Annotated in this window: 17 protein-coding genes; 12 read left to right on the plus strand and 5 right to left on the minus strand. The window is 59.2% G+C overall.

Annotated features, from left to right (window positions below):
* The first annotated feature begins 70 nt into the window (after positions 1 to 70).
* Positions 71 to 406 (plus strand): DUF3784 domain-containing protein, encoded by a 336-nt coding sequence (locus ACTO5E_RS04040; protein WP_482301785.1) that lies wholly within the window; start codon positions 71 to 73, stop codon positions 404 to 406.
* Between the two features lie 90 nt (positions 407 to 496).
* Here the strand turns inward: ACTO5E_RS04040 and ACTO5E_RS04045 are convergent, their stop codons facing one another.
* The 3 genes from ACTO5E_RS04045 to ACTO5E_RS04055 form a co-directional block, all read right to left on the minus strand.
* Positions 497 to 910, minus strand: coding sequence for a hypothetical protein (locus ACTO5E_RS04045; RefSeq protein ID WP_369295257.1), 414 nt, complete (start codon positions 908 to 910; stop codon positions 497 to 499).
* Positions 911 to 1,033: 123 nt separating this feature from the next.
* Positions 1,034 to 1,837: a class I SAM-dependent methyltransferase gene (locus tag ACTO5E_RS04050; protein WP_482301787.1), complete on the minus strand. Its 804-nt coding sequence runs from the start codon at positions 1,835 to 1,837 to the stop codon at positions 1,034 to 1,036.
* A gap of 756 nt (positions 1,838 to 2,593) precedes the next feature.
* Complete coding sequence (locus tag ACTO5E_RS04055; RefSeq protein WP_482301788.1) at positions 2,594 to 3,877, minus strand: chloride channel protein; 1,284 nt, start codon at positions 3,875 to 3,877, stop codon at positions 2,594 to 2,596.
* A 247-nt stretch (positions 3,878 to 4,124) separates the two neighbouring features.
* On the opposite strand from ACTO5E_RS04055, the gene ACTO5E_RS04060 reads away from it, so the two are divergent.
* The 7 genes from ACTO5E_RS04060 to ACTO5E_RS04090 all read left to right on the plus strand — a co-directional run bounded on the left by ACTO5E_RS04060 (position 4,125) and on the right by ACTO5E_RS04090 (position 12,031).
* Positions 4,125 to 6,347, plus strand: coding sequence for a glycoside hydrolase family 3 protein (locus ACTO5E_RS04060; protein ID WP_482301790.1), 2,223 nt, complete (start codon positions 4,125 to 4,127; stop codon positions 6,345 to 6,347).
* Positions 6,344 to 6,913 carry a hypothetical protein gene (locus ACTO5E_RS04065; RefSeq protein WP_482301792.1) on the plus strand — a complete coding sequence of 190 codons (570 nt, stop codon included), beginning with the start codon at positions 6,344 to 6,346 and terminating at the stop codon, positions 6,911 to 6,913. The genes ACTO5E_RS04060 and ACTO5E_RS04065 overlap by 4 nt, the downstream gene beginning before the upstream one ends.
* A gap of 79 nt (positions 6,914 to 6,992) precedes the next feature.
* Positions 6,993 to 7,634 carry a hypothetical protein gene (locus ACTO5E_RS04070; RefSeq protein WP_482301794.1) on the plus strand — a complete coding sequence of 214 codons (642 nt, stop codon included), beginning with the start codon at positions 6,993 to 6,995 and terminating at the stop codon, positions 7,632 to 7,634.
* 184 nt (positions 7,635 to 7,818) lie between these two features.
* A complete protein-coding gene (locus ACTO5E_RS04075; RefSeq protein ID WP_482301796.1) occupies positions 7,819 to 8,988 on the plus strand; it encodes a hypothetical protein in 1,170 nt (389 codons plus the stop codon).
* A gap of 154 nt (positions 8,989 to 9,142) precedes the next feature.
* Positions 9,143 to 9,979, plus strand: coding sequence for a DegV family protein (locus ACTO5E_RS04080; protein ID WP_482301798.1), 837 nt, complete (start codon positions 9,143 to 9,145; stop codon positions 9,977 to 9,979).
* Complete coding sequence (locus ACTO5E_RS04085; RefSeq protein WP_482301800.1) at positions 9,976 to 10,368, plus strand: DUF2752 domain-containing protein; 393 nt, start codon at positions 9,976 to 9,978, stop codon at positions 10,366 to 10,368. Before ACTO5E_RS04080 ends, ACTO5E_RS04085 begins: the two co-directional genes overlap by 4 nt.
* Before the next feature lie 829 nt (positions 10,369 to 11,197).
* Complete coding sequence (locus ACTO5E_RS04090; protein ID WP_482301802.1) at positions 11,198 to 12,031, plus strand: MurR/RpiR family transcriptional regulator; 834 nt, start codon at positions 11,198 to 11,200, stop codon at positions 12,029 to 12,031.
* Positions 12,032 to 12,078: 47 nt separating this feature from the next.
* Here the strand turns inward: ACTO5E_RS04090 and ACTO5E_RS04095 are convergent, their stop codons facing one another.
* Entirely contained in the window at positions 12,079 to 12,393 is a 315-nt protein-coding gene (locus ACTO5E_RS04095) for a helix-turn-helix domain-containing protein (protein WP_482301804.1), read from the minus strand.
* 131 nt (positions 12,394 to 12,524) lie between these two features.
* On the opposite strand from ACTO5E_RS04095, the gene ACTO5E_RS04100 reads away from it, so the two are divergent.
* Positions 12,525 to 12,950 (plus strand): TM2 domain-containing protein, encoded by a 426-nt coding sequence (locus ACTO5E_RS04100; RefSeq protein ID WP_482301805.1) that lies wholly within the window; start codon positions 12,525 to 12,527, stop codon positions 12,948 to 12,950.
* A gap of 123 nt (positions 12,951 to 13,073) precedes the next feature.
* On the opposite strand, the gene ACTO5E_RS04105 is transcribed toward ACTO5E_RS04100, so the two are convergent.
* Positions 13,074 to 14,450: a Sapep family Mn(2+)-dependent dipeptidase gene (locus ACTO5E_RS04105; protein WP_482301806.1), complete on the minus strand. Its 1,377-nt coding sequence runs from the start codon at positions 14,448 to 14,450 to the stop codon at positions 13,074 to 13,076.
* 96 nt (positions 14,451 to 14,546) lie between these two features.
* On the opposite strand from ACTO5E_RS04105, the gene ACTO5E_RS04110 reads away from it, so the two are divergent.
* The 3 genes from ACTO5E_RS04110 to ACTO5E_RS04120 all read left to right on the plus strand — a co-directional run bounded on the left by ACTO5E_RS04110 (position 14,547) and on the right by ACTO5E_RS04120 (position 16,259).
* The gene (locus ACTO5E_RS04110; protein WP_482301807.1) at positions 14,547 to 15,146 is read left to right on the plus strand and encodes a nucleoside recognition domain-containing protein; all 600 of its coding nucleotides are present in this window, start codon (positions 14,547 to 14,549) and stop codon (positions 15,144 to 15,146) included.
* Entirely contained in the window at positions 15,134 to 15,652 is a 519-nt protein-coding gene (locus tag ACTO5E_RS04115) for a spore maturation protein (RefSeq protein ID WP_482301809.1), read from the plus strand. The genes ACTO5E_RS04110 and ACTO5E_RS04115 overlap by 13 nt, the downstream gene beginning before the upstream one ends.
* Positions 15,653 to 15,740: 88 nt before the next feature.
* Positions 15,741 to 16,259 (plus strand): SLOG family protein, encoded by a 519-nt coding sequence (locus ACTO5E_RS04120; RefSeq protein WP_482301811.1) that lies wholly within the window; start codon positions 15,741 to 15,743, stop codon positions 16,257 to 16,259.
* Positions 16,260 to 16,309: the final 50 nt, after the last annotated feature.

A 16,309-nucleotide genomic window follows, 5' to 3' on the forward strand; every position in this document is an offset into this window, starting at 1 on the left:
CCTGAGGAAATGACCGGGGAGAGCATCATCCAATAAGCCGCGCTCCCCAGGGTCAGCGAGGTAAAAACCCATGACTCCATCTGAACTCACCGGTTTTATCATCTTTATTCTGATATCCCTGTCCCTCATCGGGCTGTCCATCCCCCTGCTCATGGGCAAGGGGACCGGGCTCATTGCCGGCTACAACACCATGCCCCCCCAGGAGAAAGCCCAATGGGACGGCCCTGCCCTGGCAAGGTTCACCGGCAGACTGCTGCTGGTCATTGGGCTGACTACTCTGCTCTTTGGGGCCGGGCTCTTTCTTCTGGCCCTGGAATGGCTCACCTGGGTCTACCTGGCAGTGGTGCTTGGCCTGAGCGTCTTCGCCGTCATTTACTGCAACACAGGCAGCCGCTTCAAAAAGTAATATCGCAAAAAAGACCTCCCCAGCTTCTGGGAGAGGTCTTTTTTTACATTCCGGGTCCTTCCTCCAAAGAAACGCCCCTGCTCTCTTGTGTTATGCCCTCAGCTCCGCCGAAAATCCGGCCTCCTGGTCCCAGTCAACCACCACAAAGCGCTTCTCCCCCAGCCGGGCCTCCATGTCCACCGGTCCCAGCACAGCAATCTCCCGGTCCTCCTTCTCATCATAAAGCCGAAGCTCCAAAGACATCTCCCCCTCTTCCTTCCCCTCCAAATCGTCCTTAGAGAAGTAGACCAGCACATAGGGGTCGCTGTTCAGGGGCTTTTTGTCAAAGTTAGCCACGCCGCCGGTGCAAAGATATTCCCCGTCCAGCGAAGCCACATAGTCAATCCGATACACCTCCGGGCTGGTGCAGTACAGCTGCACGGTAAACAGGTCCGGACTGTTGCTCTGGCCGCAGGCCATCAGCCCCATCAACACCGACAGCAGCAGCGACGTCATTTTTCCCATACCAAATGCCTCCCTCATTCTTTCTGACGCCATTCTACCCCCTTCCCCTTACAAAAAGCCGCATACTGTCTTTACATTTTTCTGAATAACAAAAGGCCTCCGCTTCAGCGAAGGCCTCTTTTCTCACTTTTTCACCTGCTTCCGATAGCGGCACACCTTCCCCCCGGTCTTGCTGAGATAGGGCAAACACGCAAACCCCCGGGAGAGCATCTCGGGCTTGGGCTCCATCCAGCGGTCGTCCTCCCCCGGGCAGTCCAGAATCCACCCGCCGGGCTTCACCACCCGTTCCAGCTCAGCCAGCTCCTTGTCATAGTCGTCTCCCAACACATGGCCGGACATAACGAGATCAAAGACGCTGTCCTCATAGGGCAAACACTCGCACATGCCGTCCAGCACCGTGACATTGCCAACGCCCTCCCGCTGAATCTTAGCCCGCATGAACTCCCGCAGCCGGTCCACCGGCTCGCTGGCATATACATGCCGGGCCTGCTCCGCCGCCGCAAAGGCCAGCCGCCCGGCGCCCGCGCCCACATCCAGCACCAGCCTGCCGGTAAAATCAGCCAGCTCAAACAGCCTGGCCTTGTCCCAGGCATAGATATAGGGGCAGTTCCGCTCCATCAGCTCCGGGTACACATACACCACCGCCCAGTCAATTTCGTCCAGGACAAAGCGCTCGGCAGCGCGCACCTCCTCCCTCGGGAGGTCCCGGGGCGCGCCGGCCAGCAGCGCGTCCACATAGGCTGCCGTCTCCGGGGCCTTCTCCTTGCAGTACCAGGCCACGGCAGGGTTGCCGGCAAGAGCCAGCCCCAGCTTTCTGTCATACTCCGCCCCATACCAGGGCCCGCAGACCTGGCCAATCAGCCGGCGGTCCATCAGAAGAATACAGTGAAACGATATTTTAGTTGAGTCGATCCAGTGAAGCGACATGAAATACCTCCATAGTTACAGGAGGGTCAGAAATCCGCCCTCCTGGGGATGAAATAAACCGGGCAGCTATCCTTCTTCATTCTACTCATCCTTTCTAAACAACATGGAGACAGACCTGCGCCTGTCCCCTTCATTCTACTGCTCCCGGCCTAAAAAGTCAAGGCTCGGGAGACACAGGGGAGTGTCCCAACCGCAGAGATAATCATCTGTGTTCCCCCCGCCCGTAGGGCGGGGGGAACACGAAAAGCTCTCCGAAACGGACACTCCCGAGACACAGCGGCGTGTCCAACCGCGCATTTTATTTGATTCATGTCCAAGAGCCTTGCCGACTCCCTCAGACTCCCGATCCTTCCACAGAGTAGGCAGACAATATCCAGTCCTACATTATAACTCTGCGAAAGGGCCGCCCACACGCAGAACGGCGTGTCCTCTCCCCTGCATTTTACTTATGATTCACGTCTAAGAGGACTTGTAGGTTCCCCCACTGCCCCGGCCCTTCCGCGAGTTATGCAGACGATATACCCTACATGAAACTCTGCAAAAGGAGCACCCCCGAAACACAGAGCAAGCCCCTCTCACCAACCGGCAAGCCGCACAAGCTGCCGCCTCTCCTACCGTTTTACCACTCTAAAAATGCGACACTTCTCCATAAACCAAGCCCATTCAAAGCCCTCCCGCCTTGCCTGGCCCTTCCGCTTTGCGCTGAATCTCAAGGCTGAAACGATTGTGGAGGCGCAACCAAACACCCCCGCCTCCTCACCACTTCCTCTTGTCCTCGGCCTCCCGGGTCTGCCGCTTGACCTTGGAGAATATAATCACCTGACTGCTGTACAGCCCGAAATATCCCGACAGCACAAAGGAGATGGCAGTAGCCACAGCAAACAGCCCCAGACTGGCTGTAGAGAACATCTCAATCGCCAGAAACATGGTGGCCACCGGGCAGTTCACCACCGAGCAGAACAGCGACACCATGCCCACAGCCGCCCCAAAGCCCGGGTCCAGCCCCAGCAGAGGGCCGGCCGCGCAGCCAAAGGTAGCCCCAATGAACAGAGTAGGCACAATCTCCCCTCCCCGGTAGCCCGCCCCCACGCACAGGGCGGTCAGGGCCAGCTTGAGCAAAAAAGCCCAGGCCGGGGCCTCTCCGGCCACTGCCCGCTCAATCATGTGAGCCCCGGCTCCCGCAAAGTCCGTCAAGCCAAAAACGCTGACCAGCAGGGCCATCATCAGCCCTCCCGCGGCAATTCGCAGATAGGAGTTCTTCACCAGCTTGGCCCACCAATGCCCAGCCCGGTGCAGGGTCACGCAGAGCAGAATGCCCACCCCGGCGCACAACGCCGCCAGCAGGGCCACCTGGGCAATGGTGCCCGGCAGAGCCTGCGGTACGCCCCCCTCCAAAGAGAAGCGCATGGGCTTAACCCCCAGCCAACGGCTGACAGTGGACGCCATATAAGAGGCCAGCACACAGGGCAGATAGGCCCCATAGTGCACGCTGCCCACTGTCACCACCTCCAGCACAAAGGCCGCCGCTGCCATGGGCGTGCCAAACATGGCAGAAAAGCACGCCGCCATGCCGCACATAGAGAGGGTGCGCACATCCTCCCCGTCAAAGCGCAGCAGCTCTCCCAGGTTGTGGCCAATGCTTCCCCCCAGCTGCAGCGCCGCCCCCTCCCGGCCCACCGAGGCCCCAAACAGGTGGGACAGCAGCGTACCCGCCACAATCAGCGGGGCCAGCAGCGCCGGAATATGCTCGTTGGTGGTAACGGACTGAATAATCAGGTTGGTGCCCGCGCTGAAGCTCACCCGGCACAGCTGATACAGCGCCAGGGTCGCAAGCCCCGCCGCCGGCAAAAACCACATAATCCATCCGTTGGCCATGCGAAAGCCCGTGGCCCAGTCTATGGCCTCATGAAAGCCCGCCCCCAGCAGGCCGCAAACGCTTCCAATCAAAAGAGCCACCGCCGCCCAGCGCAAAGCGGCCAGCACATAGCGGACCACACCCCATCCTGCCGCCCGCAGCGTCTTTTTGTCTGTCCCTTCCATTTCCCCGCTCCCCCTCTCATGGGTTTGTTCCATTATACTCTCTCCCGGCTGCTTAAGCAAGCCCTTCTTCCAAGTAAACCGCCAAATTTTTAAATTTATTTTCATCGTTAATGACTTCTCCCGCCCCCATCATTAAATACCACGAAATTCCCCCAGCTCCCCCCTGTTTTGTGTTGACACTGCCCAGCATGTCCAGTATAATAGAAGAGAGTAAGTCAATCTTAACCGGACGGAGGCATCTGTGACTGTGGAAAACAACGAAATCAAAATCTACAAAAACCCCAACGGGCCGGATATCGGCGCTGCCGGGGCCAACATCATCCAGCAGGACGGCCTGTACTTCAAGGACCTGGCCAAAACCGGGGAGCTGCTCCCCTACGAGGACTGGCGTCTGCCCATTGACCAGCGTGCCAAAGACCTGGCCGGGCGGCTCACTGTGGAGGAGATTGCCGGGCTGATGCTCTACTCCCCCCACCAGATGGTTCCCGCGCAGCCCCACGGCCCCTTCCCCGGCACCTATCACGGCAAGACCCTGGCGGAGAGCGGCCAGGAGCATTGGGCCCTCACAGACCAGCAGAAGCATTTTGTGGACAAGGACCATGTGCGCCATGTGTTGGCGGCAGGCCTGGAAAACGCCGAAACCGCCGCCAGGTGGAGCAACCAGCTGCAAAGCTACGCCGAAAGCCTCCCCTGGGGCATCCCGGTAAACATTTCCAGCGACCCCCGGCACGGGTCCAGCCAGGCCGGGGCCGAGTATAAATCCGGGGCCGGAGACGTGTCCAAATGGCCCGAGGGCCTGGGCATGGCCGCCACCTTCTCCCCCGAGACCTGCCGGGCCTTTGGCGACGCGGTCTCCAAGGAGTGCCGGGCCATGGGCATCACCACAGCCCTGTTCCCCCAGGTGGACCTGAGCACCGAGCCCCGCTGGATGCGCCTGGAAGACACCTTTGGCCCCCATCCCCAGCTGACCACAGACTTCGGCAAGGCCTACTGCGACAGCCTGCAGACCACAGAGGGCTCCCCCGACGGCTGGGGCAGAGACAGCCTGTGCGCCATGGCCAAGCACTGGCCCGGCGGCGGCCCCTGCGAGGCCGGCCGGGACGCCCACTACCCCTTTGGCAAATTTGCCGTCTACCCGGGCAATAACCTGGACGCCCACCTGAAGCCCTTCCTGGAGGGCGTCTTCCAGCTGGACGGCCCCACCGGGTCCGCCTCAGCCATTATGCCCTATTACACCGTCAGCTGGGGCGTGGACGAAAAGGACGGCAAAAATGTGGGCAACTCCTACAGCCGCTACATCATCCACGACCTGCTCCGGGAAAAATACGGCTACGACGGGGTAGTCTGCACCGACTGGGGCATCACCGCTGACCCCAACCCGGAGATCGACTCCTTTTCCAGCCGCTGCTACGGGGTTGAGGACCTGACCGAGGCCCAACGCCATCTGCTGGCTATTGAGAACGGGGTCGACCAGTTTGGGGGCAACTCCGCCATCGCCCCCATTTTAGAGGCCTACCAGCTGGGCTGCCAACGCCACGGCCAAGAGGCCATGCGGGCCCGGATGGAGCAGTCCGCCGTCCGGCTGCTCAAAAACATCTTCCGCTGCGGCCTGTTCGAGAACCCCTACCTGGACCCTGCCCAGAGCGTACAGGTGGCCGGCTGCGAGGCCTTCTGCCAGGCAGGCTACCAGGCCCAGCTGCAATCTGTGGTCATGGTGAAAAACCAGAACGCCCTCCCCCAGCGGGACCGGAAAAAGGTCTACATCCCCACCCGGCACATCGGCCCCAGAAAGACCTTCTTCCGCACCGGCATGCCCGCCCAGGACCTGGACCCGGTGGATGCCGGGCTGGTCAGCAAGTACTACGACCGGGCCGACACTCCCGACCAGGCGGACTTCGCCCTGGTGTTTATTGAGAGCCCCCTGTCCGACGGCGGCTACTCCCGGGAGGACCGGGAGGCCGGCGGCAACGGCTATGTGCCCATCCCCCTGCAGTACCGGCCCTACACCGCTGCCGCTGCCCGGGCCGAGAGCATCGGTCAGGGGGACTTCCGGGAGAGCAGCCCCAACCGCGGCTACCAGGGCAAAACCGCCGCTGCCGCCAACCAGGACGACCTGGACCTGGTCCTGAACACGAAAAAGGCCATGGGGAGCAAGCCGGTGGTTGTGGTGCTGCGCATGCACAACCCCACAGTGCCCGCCGAGTTCGAGGCCAGCGCCGACAGCATTCTCATCGACTTCGGCGTGCAGAGCCAGGCCATTCTGGACCTGGTCAGCGGCAAGGCCGAGCCCAGCGGCCTGCTGCCTGTGCAGATGCCCGCCAATATGGAGACCGTAGAGCGCCACTGCGAGGACCTGCCCTTTGACATGGAGCCCTACGCCGACAGCGCGGGCCACCGCTACGACTTCGGCTTTGGCATGAACTGGCAGGGCGTAATTGCCGACCAGCGCACCCGGAGGTACACAAAATGAGCCCACTGCAAGAGCCCCTGCACCGGCATGAGACCGTGTTGGAGAGCTACACCGTAAACGGGGCCCAGGCCGACCTGGTCGCCTGGGAGGAGAGCCTGTGGTGCGGCAAGCAGCGTTACGCGGCCGACAACGTCAACGAGCCGGATATTGAAAAGCTCATGGAGGAGTTTATGGCCCTGGGAGACGCGGAGCTCTCCCCCAACCAGCCGGAGGAGGGCTGGGACGTATGCATGAGCTTCAATTACCTCTCCAACCAGCGGCCCAGCGGGGTGTTCTTCGGTTTTCTGGTAGAGAGCCGGGACCAGCCCCAGGGCTTTGACCAAATCTGGCTGCCCCCCGGGCAATACATGCGGGTGCCTGTTACCGAGGAGACCGCCCGGGCCATGGAGGAGGAGCCCTGGCAGGGAGGCGTGCCCCCCTATCAGTGGGTCAGCGAAACCCTGGCCCCCAGGCTTGGCTTCCATTGCCCGGACAGCAGCCTGCCCATTGTGGAGTATTACCGCCACCAGTCAGACGGCAATATCAACGGCTGCTGGCTCTATGTTCCGGTAGCGGCGGGGAAATAATGGAAAAAGGGGTAACTTTTTTGTGATTTCATCCGATATATTAGTTAGAGACTGATGAGAAACAAGGAGGTTCATTTCCATGGCAATCGAGTTCAATTCCAGTGTCAACCGTTATCAGGCCGTTTCCGGCTATGCCCAAACCGCGAAAACTGCCGCCGCTTCCCCTGACCAGGAGAGCGCCAAAAAGGCCGCTGAGGCCGGCGCCGCCCAGGGCAAGCCCGAGCAGGCTCCCGACAGCGTAGAGCTCAGCGACGACGCCAAAAGCGTCAACAAAATGAGCAAGGAGGAGCGCGCCGCCCTGGTCAAAAGCCTGAAGGACGATCTGGACAACCAGATGAACCGGTTCATCAACATGATGACCCAGACCTTCCAGAAGCAGGGCATGACCGTCAAGTCCGCGCAGGACGACAGCTTCTGGCAGATGTTCGCCTCCGGCAACCTGACCGTGGACCTGGAGACCAAGCAGGCCGCCCAGGAGGCCATCTCTGAGGACGGCTACTGGGGGGTCAAGCAGACCTCCGAGCGCATCTTCAAAATGGCTCAGGCCCTGGCCGGCGACGACCCGGAGAAGATGAAGGAGATGCAGGAGGCCGTAAAGAAGGGCTATGAGGCCGCGGGCAAGGCCTGGGGCGGCGACCTGCCTGAAATCGCCGGGCAGACCCTTGACGCGGTGAACGGCATGTTTGACGCCTACTTCAACGGCGGCAAAACCGAGGAATAAGCAATATAAAAAAGGACGGCCAGCGGCTCAAGCTGCGCCGCCCTTTTTCTTTTACCGCCGCCTCCGGCTCCCACACATGCCAAAATCCCCCAATATTTTCTCAATATCTTTCAAAAGCTATTGACCTTTTTTCTGTCCAGGTGTATAATATTTTCAGTCAATTCGACAGGAGGTTGCGAATAGAATGAAAAAAGTATTATCTGTTCTGCTGGCTGTTCTGCTGGTGCTCTCCATGGCGCCGGTCAGCCTTGCGGCCACCACCGAGGCCAACAACGCCGCCAACCATCTCTACGAACTGGGCCTGTTCGCCGGCACCGGCGCCCAGCCGGACGGCTCCCCTATTTTCAGCCTGGACAACATGCCGGACCGCAGCCAGGGCATCACCATGCTGGTGGCCCTGCTGGGTAAGTCTGAAGAGGCAAAAAGCGGCACCTGGTATACCCCCTTCACCGATGTGCCCGCCTGGGCCAAGCCCGCGGTAGGCTACGCCTACACCAACAAGCTCACCGCCGGCGCGTCCCCCACCAAGTTCGGCCACGGCCAGCCCCTCACCGCCTCCCAATACCTCACCTTTGTGCTCACTGCCCTGGGCTATGAGCAGGGCAGTGGCAAGGACTTCACCTGGCGCAACCCCTTTGCCCTCTCCGACAAGCTGGGCATCACCGGGGGCCGCTACACCGCCAGCAGCCGCTTCACCCGGGGGGATGTGGCCATTGTCTCCAACAACGCCCTCAACGCCAAAATGAAGAACAGCACAAAAACCCTGCTGGACGCCCTCATCGAGTCCGGCGCGGTAGAGGACCCCAACCCCAGCCCTGACCCCGGCCCCGGCACGCCTACCCCCGCTCCCGGGGACAGCAAGGACAAGCAGCTGGTCCAGTATATCATCGCCAACGGCAAAACCGACGAGGCCGGTGAAAAGTATATCTCCAGCACGCAGGAAATCAGTGGCAACACCATGTACACGGATATCAGCTACGAGCCGGAGGAGGAGGCTCTGTGGTTCTTCGGTATGTTTGAGTCCTCCGAGAATTACATCACCTGCGTCATGTTGGAGTACAGCCTTGCCAACCATGCCTTCGACAGCTTTACCTTCTTCTCTTATGAGGACGATAAAGGCCTTGAGCTTGAGATGGGCACCACTCTGAATCCCGCCACCTACACCAAAAACACCGTCCTCAATTTCCAGAAGCTGAGCGGTCCTGATAATATTTCTTTGTCCGAAGCCAACAAGCTTGCAAACTATACCACCCTGCTCAGCGTGGCTTCCTGGGGGGTTCAGCTGGAAAAAATCGGCTTCCAGCTGTCTGATATCGGCTTCACCAGCTTTACCGCTTCCCTGCAGGATTCCTAAAGTCTGCTCTGGCGCAAAACCGCCATCAGGAGAGGACCGGTCTCCCGGCCCTCTCCTTTTTTCTTAAAAAACATCTTTTGTGGTTGACCCCAACAGCCGGACCGTGTATAATAATTGCGTCTGCAAAGAATTCCCCGAAAGGCATGTGAATACCATGGTAAAAATTCTGACCGACAGCTCCTGCGACCTCTCCCCTGCTCAATGCCAGGAGCTGGGCGTTGAAATGCTGCCCATTACCGTAAACTTCGGCGAGGAGAGCTACCGGGCCCACACCGATATCAGCAACGAACAGTTTTATGAGAAGCTGGCCGCAGCCTCCGAGCTGCCCAAAACCGCCCAAATCACCCCCGCCTTTTTCGAGCGGAAATTTGCCGAGTACCAGAAAAGCGGCGATCAGGTGGTCTGCCTGTTCATCTCCTCCATGATGAGCGGCACGCTGCAGTCGGCCCGGGTAGCCAAAAACCTCCTGGGCGCCGACAATATTTACCTGCCCGACACCCTGAACGTCACCTTTGCCCTGGGCCTTCTGGTAGAAGAAGCCGTCAAAATGCGAGACCGCGGCCTCTCCGCCCCGGAGCTCGCCCAGGAGGTAGAGAATCTGGTGCCCCGGGTGCGGCTCTGGGCGTTGATCGACGACCTGAAATACCTGAAAATGGGCGGGCGGCTGTCTGCCACCAGCGCCCTGGTGGCCAGCATTCTGGGCATCTGCCCCATCATCACCCTGGAAAACGGCCTGGTAGAGGTGGTGGGAAAGGCCCGGGGCAAAAAAGCTGCCTTTAAGTTCATTCAGAATATGGTGGAAAAGGAGCCCATCTCCGCCGACTTCTCTATCACCGTCGGCCATGCCGCTGTCCCCAAAACCCGCGACGACTTCATGGAGTACATGAGCGCCCACCTGAAAAAGCGCGAGGTACATAAGCTGGACATTGGCAGCATTGTGGGCACCCACACCGGTCCCGGCGCCTGCGGCCTGGCCTACATCCGCAAGTGAAAGCCCGGATCGCCAAAGCCGCCGGGCTGCTTCTGGCCGTAGCTCTCAGCGGGGCCGGGCTGCTTCTCCTTCGGCCAGACTGCCTGATTCTGAAATACACAGGCTTCTATTGTGCCGGCTGCGGGGTCCAGCACATGACCCTGGCCCTTTTGCGGGGTGACCTGGCCGGCGCAGCGGCAGAAAACCTGTTTATGCTGCTGGTCCTGCCCTCAACCGCGGTGTATCTCGGGTGGGAGGCCCTCCGGTATATCCAGGGGAAAAAGCCGCTCTTCCGGATGCGTGGCTTTCTGCCGGCGCTGTGCGCAGTGCTGATTCTAGCCGGTTTGTTCACCCTGCTGCGGAACCTCCCCGGCTTTTCCTGGCTGGCCCCTGCCTGGGCATCGGGCTGACAGCGCAAAATCCCTCTCCGTCAACAGATACCCATTATTGTCTGTTCCTCTCCGATTTGGATGGGAACAGACTTTTTTTGTTCGCTTTTTCTTCCCATGAAACAAATCCGTCAAATAACATATTATTATCAGCAATATAACAAATCTATTTATTTATTTTCACAAATCCCCTCTTGATTTTTTACGCGCAACATGCTATAATGAGACAAAAGAAAAATTCGGCGATCCGCTCCAGATTTAAAAATATTTTTTACCCTTTCCTGTATAATTATATACAATTTTGTGCAAATCTGTAAAGTTATTTTTTGTATAGTTGTATTTAGAAAATGCGAAATTACTCTTGACTAACCGACCTGTTAATTCTATAATAGAAAATGGGAATATCTGGCAGACTGCGGAGAGGGAGAGGGCTCCCCAGTCCGCCCAGACCATAACCGCCCCAGCTGCCACGGCCAGGATACCATTGAAGTTCCAGGACCAAACGGCGTAGATTTTTTACACTGGCTTCGTCCGCCCCATAAAACGCGCCGCAAGGCCCCTGGACCGCACGACAGGCAGTCCCAACCGTGGAAGCGGAAGCCCTGGCTTCGGCCAGCCCAGGGTCCGCAGCAACGCCAGGAAACTGTGATTTTTTAAGAGATTTTTTCGATTTTGAAAGAATAAACACTAGATTTTTGATTCTCATTGGAGTATAATAGAGAAGCAAAGATCGCTCTCCAACCCCGCGCCGGACGCCAGGGCCCTGCCCTGGAGGAGCAGAGAAAACGGCTGCTGCGGGGAGCAAATTTTCAGAGGCAGGTGCTGAATTGTGGCAGGAGTCGTTTTAAAAGTGAACCAAATGCTGGAAGACCTTCCCGTTTCCGAGCGAAAGGTGGCAAGGTATGTCTCACAAAATCTGGACAACATGGTGGGCCTCTCTGTCGAGGAGCTGGCCGGCCGCTCCGGGTCCAGTCAGGCGGCGGTGGTCCGTTTTTGCAAAAAGCTGGGCTACAAGGGCTACCGGGATTTTTCCATCCAACTGGTCAGCGAGCTGGCGGTTGCCCAGCGGGTCAATGTTCACCGCGCCGGGGTCAGCGACATTCTGGCCGGAGAGAAAGCAGGCAATGTTATCCGCAAGGTCTGTCACCACAACATTCAGGCCATTGAGGACACCTTCTCTCTGGTGGAGCCCGAGCAGGTGGAGCTGGCCGCGGACAAGCTGTTTCATGCCCAGCGGGTGGACCTGTACGCTATTGCCGCCTCCAATCTGGTGGCCCAGGACGCCCAACAGAAGCTGATGCGCATCAACAAGCGGGTCACAGCCTACTCAGACCCTCATCTACAGCTCTCCTCCGCCTCCACCCTCACTCCCTCGGACGTGGTCATTGCCCTCTCCTGGTCCGGCGAGACCCGGGAGGTGCTGGAGGCTGCTGAGCTAGCCAGACGCAACGGCGCGTTTATCATCGCCATCACCCGTTTCGGCAAGGTCTCTCTCGAGGCCCTGGCAGACGTACATTTTGGCCTCAGCGCCCCAGAAATGGCCATTCGCAGCGGAGCCATGAGCTCAAGAATCGCCCAGATGACCATGATTGACATTCTGTTTACCTGCGTGGTCAGCCGCCACTATAACGAGACCATTCCCTACCTGGAACGCACCCGGCAAATCATGCGGGCAAACCGATAAAAAATCAGCAATAAAAAAAGCCGCCCCCAGATAGGGGACGGCTTTTTTTATGCTTCGGGGCCGGGCTGACTCCATCTGCGCTTCTCAAAATAGGTAAGCAGGCTATAGATGATCTCTCTTTGCTCCTCATCCAAGCCGTCCAGCGAGATGCCCTCCTTGGCCTCCAAGCCCAGCAAATAGTCTGTTGACACATGAAAAAACAGCGACAGCTCCACCAGCTTGGCGGCTGTGGGCACCGATATCCCCAGCTCCCAGGCATTTACGCTGGACCGGGTAACCGACATGATTTTTGCCAGCTCCGTCTGCGTCAGACCCCTGTTGAGCCTCAGCTCCTTGATCCGTTCGTCCGCTTGAATCACCATAGCAACGCCTCCCTTGTCAATTATATCTTTCTTTGAAAGATAATAAATTATCATAAAAAGATAATTCAATTTGACAAATCACCTGCTTCGCGGTATACTGAGGTATACAAAAAGCGCAAGAAGGAAATGCAATGGATATGGAACAAGCCCCACAAGAACAGCCCCAGCTTCAGCCAGCCCCTGCTCCCATGCCCACAAAGTTCTGCCAGCACTGCGGGGGTCAGCTGCCGGCAGACGCGGTGATCTGCACCCTCTGCGGCCGGCAGGTGGGGCAGATTGAGCAGGCCGCGCCCCAGGTGGTAATCAACAACACAAACACCAATACAAATACCAACACAAACACCAACATAAACGCCGCCGGCTCCCCAGCCCGGGCCAGAAGCAAATGGGCCGCCCTGCTGCTGTGCATCTTTCTGGGCGCCATTGGGGCCCACAAATTTTACGAGGGCAAGGCTGTGGTTGGGGTCATCTATCTTTTCACCCTCGGCCTGTTTGGCATTGGCGTTATTATCGACTTCCTCTGCCTGCTCTTCAAGCCAAATCCCTACTACATATAGACAAAGCAAAAGCCCGGCAGCCAATCCAGCTGCCGGGCTTTTCATTTTCACCGCATATGTCAGGGCGGGCATTCGTATAGATAGGGTAAACGTACAGCCCCCTTAAAATGCGCTGACTACAGCTCAGTCCGCCGTCAGCATCCGGTACATGGCCTCCAGACAGATCTGGGCATGAAGCCGGAAGCGGCGCAGGTCGATCTGCTCGTTCACGTCATGCTCATGACAGGGCTCGTCGTCCGGGAAGCCGGGCCCAAAGCCCACGCCCTTGCCAAACATCTGCCGGGCATAGGTGCCCCCGCCCATGGAATAAATCTGACAGTCCTCACCAGCCACCTCCCGGTAGGCCTCCGAGAGCAAGGTCACCAGCGGGCTCTCCTTGGGCAGATAGAGCGGCTTGGCGTCTGACAGCAGACGGTAGCCCAGACCGGCCTCCTTGGCCGCGGCCTCAATGGTCTCCGACACCCATGCCCCGTCCTTGGTGGCAGGGTAGCGAATGTCCACCGTCAGGCTGCAGCCCTGGGCATTGGCGCTGACCAGTCCCAGGTTAAAGGTCAAGGGCCCACTGGGCTCGTCAGAAATTGCCACGCCCACCTGACTGCCGTCCGTGCACAGCCCGATCTTCTCATGAATGAACTGGAAGAAGCTGCCCAAACGCTCCACCCCAAAGACCTCTGCCAGCAGCTCTACCGTGTATGCGGCGGCGTTTTTGCCGTGCTCCGGGGCTGCGGCATGGGCGGCCTTGCCCTTGGCCAGCAGCCTGGCCCCGTCCTCCGTGCGGGTGACCGTAAAGGAGATTTCACTCCGTTCCGCCGCTGCAACCAGACGCTGATACTCCTCCTGGGTACACACCACCGTGCACTCTGCCTTAGCAGGGACCGCATTAGCCACCGTCCCCGCCGAGAAGGTACGAATCAGAGGCGAATCATTTTCCGACTGAATGCTCAGGTCCAGAATCCCCTTCTCGCAGTGGCAGATGCCATAGCCGGAGTCCGGAGTAAAGCCCATGTCCGGGTGCTGCTCCTTGGAGAAATAGTAGGGCATGTCCGCCATGCCAATCTCCTCCGCCGAGCCAAAAATCACCCGCAGCTTGCGCTTCCCCTGAACTCCCGCGTCCTTCAGGGCCCGCAGGCAGTGGAGTGCCACCACAGCAGCCCCCTTGTCGTCCGCCACGCCCCGGCCAATGGCCTTGCCGTCCCGGATTGTCAGGGCGAAGGGGTCGGTGCTCCAGCCCTCTCCGGCAGGCACCACGTCCAGGTGGGCCATAACCACCGCATTGCCCTCCCCCTCTCCATACTCTGCGTGTGCGGCGTAGTAGTCTACATTTTTGGCCGTGAGGCCATAGCCCTGGGCCATCTCCACCACTGTGTCAATGGCCTTGGCGCACTGGTCCCCAAAGGGGTGGGGCCCCTCAGAGGGCACTGCCACCGACGGAACCGCTACCAGCTTCCCCAGGTCGCTGACAATATCGTCCCAGTAGTCCAATATTTTTTCTCCAAACATGCTCTCTCTCCTCCATTTTTTGATCAAGTCGTCTACCGCTTATGATAAACTCTTTTCCCGATAAAGTCAACTCTTTTGTGAAAGGCGGCGTCCCCTATGATCAACGTCATCTGGTTCGGCATGATTGCCCTGAGCGTTCTCTGCGCCGGGGCCAACGGCAGGCTGTCTCAGCTCTCCTCCGGGGTGATGGAGGGGGCCGGCGACGCGGTGGAGCTGTCCCTCTCCCTGCTGGGCAGCATGTGCGCCTGGCTGGGCTTTCTGAGAATCGCCGAAGACAGCGGCCTGACCCAGCTGCTGGCCAAAGGCTTCTCCCCCATCATCGACCGGCTTTTTCCCGACTACAAGGACGCACCGGAGCTCAAGGGTAAAATCTGCATGAACCTCTCCGCCAATCTGCTGGGCCTAGGCAATGCCGCCACCCCCCTGGGCCTCTCCGCCATGAAAGCCATGGCGGAGCGCGCCCCCGGCTCTCTGCCCACCCGGGGGATGATCCTGTTCGTGGCCATCAACACCGCCTCTTTGCAGCTGCTGCCCATCAATATGGCGGCTATGCGGGCCTCCTGCGGCAGCGTCTCCCCCTTTGGCATTCTGCCAGAAATCTGGGTCAGCTCCCTGGGCTCCCTGGTGGTGGTGGTGCTGGCCTGTAAAATTCTTGAAAAGAAATATTTTGACGAGGTGGGTCCATGGAACAGGTAGGCGCGGCAGCTCTGCCGGTGATTGTAGGACTCATTGTCCTGTTCGGCTTTTTCAAGGGGGTCGACGTGTTCGACAGCTTTCTCGCCGGGGCCAAAGAGGGGCTGACCACCTCCATGAATCTGCTCCCCACCCTTATCGGGCTGATTATGGCAGTCACTATGGTGCGGGCCTCTGGGCTGCTGGACCTGCTCTGCACCCTGGCGGAGCCCCTGACCCAGGCAGTGGGGGTCTCCCCGGAGCTGGCGCCCCTGGCGGTGCTGCGGCCCATCTCCGGCAGCGGCTCCTCCGCCTACACCCTCTCCCTGCTGCAACGCTTTGGCCCGGACAGTCCCACCGGCAAAATCGCCTCTGTGCTGGCCTCCTCCACCGAGACCACCTTTTATGCGGTCACCGTGTACTTTGGAGCCTGTCAGGCCAAAAAGCTGCGGTACACCATACCCGCCGCCCTGTTGGGCGACATGACGGCTGTGGTCCTCTCGGTGCTGACAGTGAGACTATGGGGTTAGGCTTTGACAGAAGCCTCTGTTTGTGGTACAATGCAGACAGAGAAGCCCCATGTGGCATGGACGATCAAAGCTAAAGGGATGGGCAGTTATGGATTTACAGCGAGAAAGGACCTGCTGCTTTACCGGGCACCGAAGGATACCGGAAAAGGACCATCTCTGGGTGCACCGGCTGCTCTGCATCGAAATTCTGAAGCTCTGGCGGGAAGGGGTGGACTGCTTTCTCACCGGCGGCGCGCTGGGCTTTGACACCCTGGCCGCCCGGGCTGTGCTGCATCTGCGGCAGAGCTATGTGCCCCACATCCGCCTGACCCTGGCCCTGCCCTGCAAGGGCCAGGAAAAGAACTGGCCCCTGCGGGATCAGAACGCCTACCGGGCCATTCTACAGCAGGCGGACCAGGCGGTTTGTCTCAGCGAGTCCTACTCAAAAAGCTGCATGTTCCAGCGGGACCGCTATCTGGTGGACCACAGCGGCCACTGCCTCTGCTGGATGAAGCCGGACGCAAAGCGGGGCGGCACCCTGTATACCGTAAACTACGCCAAAAAGTCCGGCATAGAGGTGACCAACCTCTACCTCCCCCAAGAGCCGGAGTCCCCTCCTCCCCTTTAGGGGGCGTGTTTCTATCAACGCCGGCAGGCGGATTGACGCCGTCTACCCCG

The sequence above is a fragment of the Acutalibacter sp. genome (assembly GCF_056800975.1).

Coding starts and splice junctions, on each gene's coding strand:
- ACTO5E_RS04040 (WP_482301785.1), top strand. CDS start 71: ATGACTCCATCTGAACTCACCGGTTTTATCATCTTTATTCTGATATCC.
- ACTO5E_RS04045 (WP_369295257.1), bottom strand. CDS start 910: ATGGGAAAAATGACGTCGCTGCTGCTGTCGGTGTTGATGGGGCTGATG.
- ACTO5E_RS04050 (WP_482301787.1), bottom strand. CDS start 1,837: ATGTCGCTTCACTGGATCGACTCAACTAAAATATCGTTTCACTGTATT.
- ACTO5E_RS04055 (WP_482301788.1), bottom strand. CDS start 3,877: ATGGAAGGGACAGACAAAAAGACGCTGCGGGCGGCAGGATGGGGTGTG.
- ACTO5E_RS04065 (WP_482301792.1), top strand. CDS start 6,344: ATGAGCCCACTGCAAGAGCCCCTGCACCGGCATGAGACCGTGTTGGAG.
- ACTO5E_RS04070 (WP_482301794.1), top strand. CDS start 6,993: ATGGCAATCGAGTTCAATTCCAGTGTCAACCGTTATCAGGCCGTTTCC.
- ACTO5E_RS04075 (WP_482301796.1), top strand. CDS start 7,819: ATGAAAAAAGTATTATCTGTTCTGCTGGCTGTTCTGCTGGTGCTCTCC.
- ACTO5E_RS04080 (WP_482301798.1), top strand. CDS start 9,143: ATGGTAAAAATTCTGACCGACAGCTCCTGCGACCTCTCCCCTGCTCAA.
- ACTO5E_RS04095 (WP_482301804.1), bottom strand. CDS start 12,393: ATGGTGATTCAAGCGGACGAACGGATCAAGGAGCTGAGGCTCAACAGG.
- ACTO5E_RS04100 (WP_482301805.1), top strand. CDS start 12,525: ATGGATATGGAACAAGCCCCACAAGAACAGCCCCAGCTTCAGCCAGCC.
- ACTO5E_RS04105 (WP_482301806.1), bottom strand. CDS start 14,450: ATGTTTGGAGAAAAAATATTGGACTACTGGGACGATATTGTCAGCGAC.
- ACTO5E_RS04110 (WP_482301807.1), top strand. CDS start 14,547: ATGATCAACGTCATCTGGTTCGGCATGATTGCCCTGAGCGTTCTCTGC.
- ACTO5E_RS04115 (WP_482301809.1), top strand. CDS start 15,134: ATGGAACAGGTAGGCGCGGCAGCTCTGCCGGTGATTGTAGGACTCATT.
- ACTO5E_RS04120 (WP_482301811.1), top strand. CDS start 15,741: ATGGATTTACAGCGAGAAAGGACCTGCTGCTTTACCGGGCACCGAAGG.